The following is a 7,463-nucleotide window of genomic DNA, read 5'->3' as shown; positions in this document are numbered from 1 at the left end:
CCGGAGCTGAAGGTGTCGGTGGCCGCCTCCGTGCGCGCGGCGGGGGACCCCGCCGGCGGCAACCGGGCCGGTGTGCGCGTCGTGGCCGTGCCCGTCGACGAGCCCGACCCGGTGGCCGGGCTGCGGCGGATCGCGGCCACCACCTCCCGGCAGCGGACCCGTCCGCCGTACCGGCCGGGCGGCCGCCTGGCCCAGCGCTGGATGGTCCGGGTCATGGACCGGCAGCGGCTCGTCAACGTGCTGCTCAGCAACGTGCGCGGCCCCGCGGCGCCCCTGCTCTTCGCGGGGGCACCGGTGCTCGAGCTGTTCCAGCTCGGCGCCGTGCAGGGCAACCTGGCCCTCGCCGTGGGCGTCGTCTCCTACACGGGGACCCTGGGCATCGACGTGGTGGCCGACGCCGACGTGGTGCCGGACCTCCCGGTGTTCGTCGAGGGGCTGGCCGGGACCCTCGTGCGGCTCGGCGCCGGGCCGCCGCCCTGAGCCGCCGCGGGACCCTAGACTGGCGGCCATGGATGCCACCGACGCCGCCGTCCCGTCCACGCACACGTCCGGCCCCCCGTGGGAGCGGATGGCCCGCGGGGGCGGTCTGCTGACCGGCACCGGGGAGCTCACCGGGACCGTCTTCGAGGAGATGTCACGGCTGGCCGCGCGCACGGGCGCGATCAACCTGGGCCAGGGCTTCCCGGACGTCGACGGCCCGCGGGAGATGCTCGACGCCGCGGCGGCCGCGCTGCACGGCGGCGGCAACCAGTACTCGCCGGTGGCGGGTCTGCCGCTGCTGCAGGAGGCCGTCGCGGCGCACCAGCACCGGTTCTACGGGATCGACCTGGACCCGGCCTCCGGGGTGGTCGTCACCGTGGGCGCGTCCGAGGGGCTGGCCGCGAGCCTGCTCGCGTTCCTGCGCCCCGGGGACGAGGTGGTCGTGTTCGAGCCGCACTACGACCTCTACGGCGCAGTGGTGGAGTTCGCCGGCGCGCGGCTGGTCACGGTCCCCCTCGAGCCGCCGCACTTCTCCCCCGACCTCGACCGCCTCGCCGCGGCCTTCGGGCCCCGCACCCGCATGGTGATCCTCAACGACCCGCACAACCCGACCGGGACGGTGTTCGACGACGCCGTCCTGGCCCGCGTGGCCGGCCTCGCCGCCGAGCACGACTGCGTGGTGGTGACCGACGAGGTCTACGAGCACCTGCGCTACGCCGGCGGGCACCGGCCGCTCGCCGCGCTGCCGGGGGCCTTCGAACGGACCCTCACCGTCTCCTCCGTGGGCAAGTCCTTCTCGGTCACGGGCTGGCGGGTGGGCTGGGTCAGCGGGCCGGCGCACCTCGTGGGCCCGGTGCGCGCCACGAAGGCCTATCTCACGCACAGCGCCGCCACGCCGCTGCAGATCGGGGCGGCCACCGCCCTGGGCCTGCCGGACGGGTTCTACGACCGGCTCACGGAGGACTTCCGGCGGCGGCGCGACGTGCTCGTGCGGGGCCTGGCCGCGGCGGGTGCCGAGCCGTTCGAGCCGCAGGGCACGTTCTTCGTCGTGGCGGACGTCCGCGGCCTGTGCGAGCGGTACGGGGTCGAGGACGCCGCGCACCTGGCGCCCGTGCTGGCCGAGCGGGCCGGTGTGGTGGGCGTGCCCGTGCCGGCCCTCGCCTCCGCGGAGCACCGGGAGCTCTACGCGTCCTGGATGCGCTTCTCGTTCGGCAAGCGCCTGGACGTCCTGGAGCGGGCCGGGCGGCAGCTGGCCGGCTGAGCCGGTCCGCACGGCGGGGAGCTCGCCGCCCGCCCTCGTGCCGGCTCCCCGGCGGCGGGGAACCGGCGCGCGGGACGCCGCCCCGCGCGCCGCGGCTCAGACGGCGCTCGCCCGGCGGCCCAGGGCCCGGTAGGTGAAGCCGGCCGCGGTCCAGCGGTCGGGGTCGAGCACGTTGCGGCCGTCGAGGATCTGCGGGACGGCCACCAGCGGGTCGAGCTGCTCCGGGGTCATCGCCTTGAACTCGGCCCACTCGGTCAGCAGCACCACGACCTCGGCCCCGGTGACGGCGGCCTCGAGGGAGTCCACGTAGTCCAGGCGCGGATAGCGCTTAGCGGCGTTGGCGTTGGCCTTGGGGTCGTAGACGGCCACCTCGGCGCCGATCGAGTGCAGCCGGGCGGCGATGTCCAGGGCCGGGGAGTCGCGCACGTCGTCGGAGTCCGGCTTGAAGGCCGCCCCGAGCACGGCGACCTGCCGGCCCACCACGGTCCCGCCCAGCATCTGGGTGACCGTCTCCACCGTGTGGCCGCGGCGGCGGACGTTGATGTCGTCGACCTCCGCGAGGAAGCGCACCGACTGCTCCACCCCGAGCTCCGCGGCCCTGGCGCGCAGGGCGCGGATGTCCTTCGGCAGGCAGCCGCCGCCGAAGCCCACGCCGGCGTTGAGGAACTTGCGCCCGATCCGCTCGTCGAGGCCGATCGCGTCGGCCAGGGTGCGGATGTCCCCGCCGACCGCCTCGGTGAGCTCGGACAGGGCGTTGATGAAGGAGATCTTGGTGGCCAGGAAGGCGTTGGCCGCGACCTTGACGAGCTCGGCGGTCTCGAAGTCGGTGACGATCAGCGGGACGCCGGCCTCCAGCTGCCGGGCGTAGACCCGGCGCATCACGGCCTCGGCGGCCGGGTCCTGACAGCCCAGCACCATCCGGTCCGGGGCCAGGGTGTCCTCCACGGCGTAGCCCTCGCGCAGGAACTCGGGGTTCCACACCAGGGACACGTCCACGCCCTCCCGCGCCGAGGCCTTCGCCAGGTCCGCCAGGCGGCGGGCGGAGCCCACGGGGACCGTGGACTTGCCGGCGATCACGCAGTCCTTCGTGGCGGCCGCGGCGATGGAGCCGACCGCGGCGTCGACGTAGCGCATGTCCGCCGCGAAGCTCCCGGCCCGCTGCGGGGTGCCGACCCCGACGAAGTGGACGTCGCCGAAGGCGCCGGCCTCCTCGTAGCTCGTGGTGAAGCGCAGCCGGCCGGTGCCCACGTGCTTGCGCAGCAGCTCGCCCAGGCCCGGCTCGTGGAAGGGCAGCTCGCCGCGGGACAGGGCGTCGACCTTCTCGGGGTCCACGTCCAGCCCCAGCACCTCGAAGCCCATCTCCGCCATCGACGCGGCGTGCGTGGCCCCCAGGTAGCCCGTTCCCAGAACCGTGATCCTCATGGACGTCCTCCGTTCCTCCCGGGCGCTGACCCGGGCTCGATGCTGCCTGTCGAATCTTGTCAAAGGGGGTGCGCCCAGCGGCGCAGGTGTCAGTCCGGCGCGCCGGGGGACGCGGGCGATGTGACGTCCGTCTCGGCGAACCACACGGTGGTCTCCCCGTGCCGCTTCTGCTCGAAGCGGCGCAGCCCGGCCGGCCAGCCGGGCTCCGGGGACCGGGTGGAGCGCTCGACCACGAGCACCCCGCCCTCCCGCAGCCGGCCCACCAGCGGGGCGAGGGCCGCGGCGAGCTCCGCCTCCGGCAGGGGGTAGGGCGGGTCGGCCAGCACGAGGTCCCACGGCCCCTCGGCGGGATCCGCGAGGTAGCCGCCCACCGCCCCGTGCCGGACCGTGACGACGTCCTCGCGCCCGAGGGCCCGGTGGACCGTCGCGGCGTTGGCGCGGCAGACCCGCGCCGCGCCCGCGTGCCGCTCCACGAGGGTCACGGCGGCCGCGCCGCGGCTCGCGGCCTCGCAGCCGAGGGCCCCGGAGCCCGCGAAGAGGTCGAGGACCCTGGCGTCCCGGAGCATGCCCCACGACTCGAGCCGCGCGAAGAGGGACTCCTTGACCCGGTCGGTGGTGGGCCGGGTGTCCCGGCCCGGCACGGACTGCAGGCGCAGCCCCCCGGCGGCCCCGGCGATGATCCTGCTCATGGGTGCTCCTCTCGGGTGCCCGGCGGCACGCGGCTCGGCGGCACGGGGGCTCAGCCCCGGTCCAGGAACGCCTCGGCGTCCGGGTCGAGGTAGCGCTCGATGGCCTCGGCCAGTTCGGGATGCTCCAGCAGCTGGGGGTCCTCGCCCAGGATCGTCACGGCGTCCCGGCGGGCGCGCTCGATGAGCTCGGCGTCGTCGAGGGCCCGCAGCAGGCGCAGGGTGGAGCGGCCGCCGGACTGCGCGGCGCCGAGGATGTCGCCCTCGCGGCGCAGCTCGAGGTCCGCCCGGGCCAGCTCGAAGCCGTCCGTGGACCCGGCCACCACCTCGATCCGCTCCCGCGACGGGTGCTCGGCGGGGCGCCGGGTGACGAGCAGGCACGTCCCGGCGTGCCCGCCGCGCCCGATCCGGCCGCGCAGCTGATGCAGCTGGGAGATGCCGAACCGGTCGGCGTCGACGATGATCATCAGCGTGGCGTTGGGCACGTCCACGCCGACCTCGACCACGGTGGTGCACACGAGCAGCTGCACGTCCCCGGCCGCGAACTCCTCCATGAGGCGGGACTTCCGGTCCGTGTCGAGCCGGCCGTGCAGCACCTCGGCGCGCACGCCGGCCAGGACGGGCTCGGCGGCCACGAGCTCGGCGAGCCAGGTGACGGACGCCATCGTCGCCTCGGACTCCTCGTCCTCGGAGGCCGCCGCGAGGGCGGACTCCGCGAGGGAGGCGTGGGGCGGGGGCTCGTCGTCGTCGCCGATCTTGGGCGCGACCACGTAGACCTGGCGGCCCGCGTCGATCTCCTCCCGGGCGCGCCGCCACAGGCGCCGCTCCCAGCCCGGGTGCTCCACGAGCCCCACGGTGTGGGTGGCGATCGGCTGCCGGCCGGCCGGGAGCTCGTCGAGGACGGAGACGTCCAGGTCGCCGAAGACGGTCATCGCCACGGTGCGCGGGATGGGGGTCGCGGTCATCACCAGCAGGTGCGGGGGCCGCCCGGCCTTGTCCCGCAGCCGGTCGCGCTGCTCGACGCCGAAGCGGTGCTGCTCGTCCACCACGACCAGTCCGAGGTCGGCGAACTGGACGACCTCGGAGAGCAGGGCGTGGGTGCCGATGACGATCCCGGCCTCCCCCGACGCGATCCGCAGCAGGGCCCGCCTGCGCGCCGCGGCGCCCATGGACCCCGTGAGCAGCACGACCTGGGTGCCGTCCGGGTCCCCGCCGAGCAGGCCGGCCTGCGCGAGCGGGCCCAGGGAGCGGACCACGGAGCCGTGGTGCTGGGCGGCGAGCACCTCGGTGGGGGCCAGCAGCGCCGCCTGCGCGCCGGAGTCCACGACCTGCAGCATCGCGCGCAGGGCCACGAGCGTCTTGCCCGAGCCGACGTCGCCCTGGAGCAGCCGGTTCATGGGGCGGGTGCCCGCGAGCTCCGCGGCGAGCTGCTCCCCCACGGTCCGCTGCCCGGCGGTGAGCTCGAAGGGCAGCCCGGCGTCGAACCGGGCGAGCACCCCCGCGGGGACGCCCGGGCGGGCGGTCGTGGGGTGGGCGGCGAGCTCGGCGCGGCGGCGGGCCAGGGCGCACTGGAGCAGGAACGCCTCCTGGTAGCGGAACCGGCGGCGCGCCTCCCCGTGCGCCCGGGTGTCCCTCGGGCGGTGGACCTGCCAGTACGCCTCCTCGAGCCCCATGAGCCCCTCCCGCTCCCGGATCCCGTCCGGCAGCGGGTCCGGGACGGCCCCGAAGTCCACGACGGGCAGCAGCGAGTGCACGGCGCGGGCGATCTTGTCCGTGGTCAGCTTGGCCGTGGCCGGGTAGATCGGGATGGGCCGGCCCGCCCGCTCCTCGGCGGTCTCCCCGGCCTCCGGGGCGTCCGGGTCGAGGATCGCGTAGTGCGGGTTCGTCATGGTCACGCCGCCGTTGTACAGCCCGACCTTCCCGGAGAACAGGGCGTGCGTTCCGGGGGGCAGGTCCCTGGCGGCGGTCCAGGCGTTGAAGAAGCTCAGCCGCATCGTCCGGCCGGGGCCCGGGTCGCCGTCCGCGAAGAGCCGCTGCGGGTCGGAGGAGACGCGGTCCGTGATCACCACGTCCGTGATGGACCCGCGCCGCGAGCGCATCTGGCGGGTGGAGGCGTGCACGACCTCGGCCACGATGGTGACCTGCTGGTCGATGCGCAGCTCCGAGAACGGGGTGAGCTCGCCCCGCGGCATGTACCGGCGGGGGAAGTGGTCGAGCAGCTGCCCGATCGTGGACACCGAGAGCTGCCGGGCCAGCTGGTCGGCCGTGGTCCGCCCCAGCAGCCGGGCCAGCGGCTGGTCGAGCTCGGAGACCGGGTCGGGGAACGCCCCGCCGCCGTGGGTCGGGGTCATCTCAGGGGTGCCTCATCCGTCCGCCTCCGAGAGGGAGGTCACCGTGAGGTTCACGGCCTTGCCGCGGGCGCCGATCACGGTGAGGGCGTCCTCGGGCCGCGGCACGTGGACGTGCACGCGCCAGCGGTAGCCGTCCCCCGTCTCGGTCACCGCGCTCATGATCACGCTGGTGCCCACCTCGCTGAGCTCGTGGCGCAGCTCCGCGGCGTCCAGCGGGGTGAGCTCCACGGTGCACATCACCTCCACGCCGCCGTGCACGGTGTGCGGGGCGTCCCCGGCGCCGGCGGCCCGGGCCGCGGCGGCGTCGATCAGCGCGTCGAGGGCGTTCTCGTCGCCGGCGTCGTCGCCGCCCACGGTGCGGGCCAGGGCGTCGAAGACCACGAGCATGCCCAGGGCGCCGGCGTCGACCGTGCCGGTCTCGCGCAGGATCTCGAGCTGGTCCGGGGTGACGAGGACCGCGGCGCGGGCGGCGGTGCTGACGGCGGCCAGGAACTCCTTGAGCTGCTGGTTGGACCCGTCCTCCACGCCCTGCGGCACGGGCACGGCGGCGGCGGCCTCCAGGACGGAGAGCATGGTCCCGTCCACGGGGTCCGTCAGGACGCTCCAGGCGCGCACGTGGCCGGCGTGCAGGGCCAGCCGGACTGACTCGGCGCTCATCCTGGTGCTCCCCTCGAGGGAGCGGCCCACGGCCGTGAGGAAGACGGAGAACAGGGTGCCCGAGTTGCCGCGGGCCTCCTCGAGGGCGGCCTGGCCGGCGAGGGAGAGCAGCTCCCCGACGTCGCCGGTCTCGAGCACGGCGGCGGCCTCGGCGGCGGCGCGCACGGTGGTCGCGAGGTTGGTCCCGGTGTCGGCGTCCGCGACCGGGAAGACGTTGAGGGCGTTGAGGACGGGGCTGTGGCGCACGAGATCACGGTGGGCCAGGTCGAGCCACCGCCGCATGACGGCCGCGTTCGATCCGATCCTATGGTTCAAAGTGATCCCATCCTTCGCCGACCGGGTGCCCGAGGGCCAGGTGCGGCGCTCGTCCGTCGAGCAGCACCCGGGGGAGGGTGTCGTCGTGCGCGGGGGGCGCGGGCGCACACGAGCCTATCGCACGGAACATCCCCGGCAGCGGCACGCCCCGGGGGAAGACGGCGAGCAGCCCGTGGTCCTCGCCGCCGGTCAGCACCCAGTCGCGGGGGTCCGCGCCGAGCAGCCGGGCGGCCGGGCGCAGGGGCTCGGCGAGGCCGGCCACGGCCGCGCCGTCGAGGTCGACGACGACGC

6 protein-coding genes and 1 pseudogene are annotated in these 7,463 nt (G+C 75.7%); 2 read left to right on the top strand and 5 right to left on the bottom strand.

The genetic code is table 11. The annotated features are described in order from the left end of the window. Positions 1–480: WS/DGAT domain-containing protein (locus CRM73_RS17310; protein WP_229588614.1), on the top strand; the 480-nt coding region annotated here is incomplete at its 5' end. Positions 481–508: 28 nt separating this feature from the next. After that, positions 509–1,741 (top strand): aminotransferase class I/II-fold pyridoxal phosphate-dependent enzyme, encoded by a 1,233-nt coding sequence (locus CRM73_RS17305; RefSeq protein WP_229588613.1) that lies wholly within the window; start codon positions 509–511, stop codon positions 1,739–1,741. Positions 1,742–1,837: 96 nt separating this feature from the next. Here CRM73_RS17305 and CRM73_RS17300 read toward each other — a convergent pair whose 3' ends face one another. The 5 genes and pseudogenes from CRM73_RS17300 to CRM73_RS17280 form a co-directional block, all read right to left on the bottom strand. After that, positions 1,838–3,163, bottom strand: a complete 1,326-nt coding sequence (locus CRM73_RS17300; RefSeq protein ID WP_035928947.1) for a UDP-glucose/GDP-mannose dehydrogenase family protein — start codon at positions 3,161–3,163, stop codon at positions 1,838–1,840. A gap of 89 nt (positions 3,164–3,252) precedes the next feature. Next, complete coding sequence (gene rsmD, locus CRM73_RS17295; RefSeq protein WP_229588612.1) at positions 3,253–3,852, bottom strand: 16S rRNA (guanine(966)-N(2))-methyltransferase RsmD; 600 nt, start codon at positions 3,850–3,852, stop codon at positions 3,253–3,255. Between the two features lie 50 nt (positions 3,853–3,902). Beyond that, on the bottom strand, positions 3,903–6,200 hold the full coding sequence (locus CRM73_RS17290) for an ATP-dependent DNA helicase RecG (protein ID WP_095651896.1): 2,298 nt from the start codon (positions 6,198–6,200) through the stop codon (positions 3,903–3,905). Between the two features lie 12 nt (positions 6,201–6,212). Continuing rightward, on the bottom strand, positions 6,213–7,172 hold the full coding sequence (locus CRM73_RS17285) for a DAK2 domain-containing protein (RefSeq protein ID WP_313960165.1): 960 nt from the start codon (positions 7,170–7,172) through the stop codon (positions 6,213–6,215). After that, a pseudogene (locus CRM73_RS17280) lies at positions 7,162–7,463 on the bottom strand (thiamine-phosphate kinase); the annotation flags it as partial. The pseudogene CRM73_RS17280 and the gene CRM73_RS17285, both read right to left, overlap by 11 nt.

This window comes from Kocuria sp. CCUG 69068 (genome assembly GCF_020833785.1).
In the GTDB taxonomy this organism is placed as follows: Bacteria; Actinomycetota; Actinomycetes; order Actinomycetales; family Micrococcaceae; genus Kocuria; species Kocuria rosea.
This window is presented reverse-complemented; position numbering and strand designations above follow the sequence as displayed.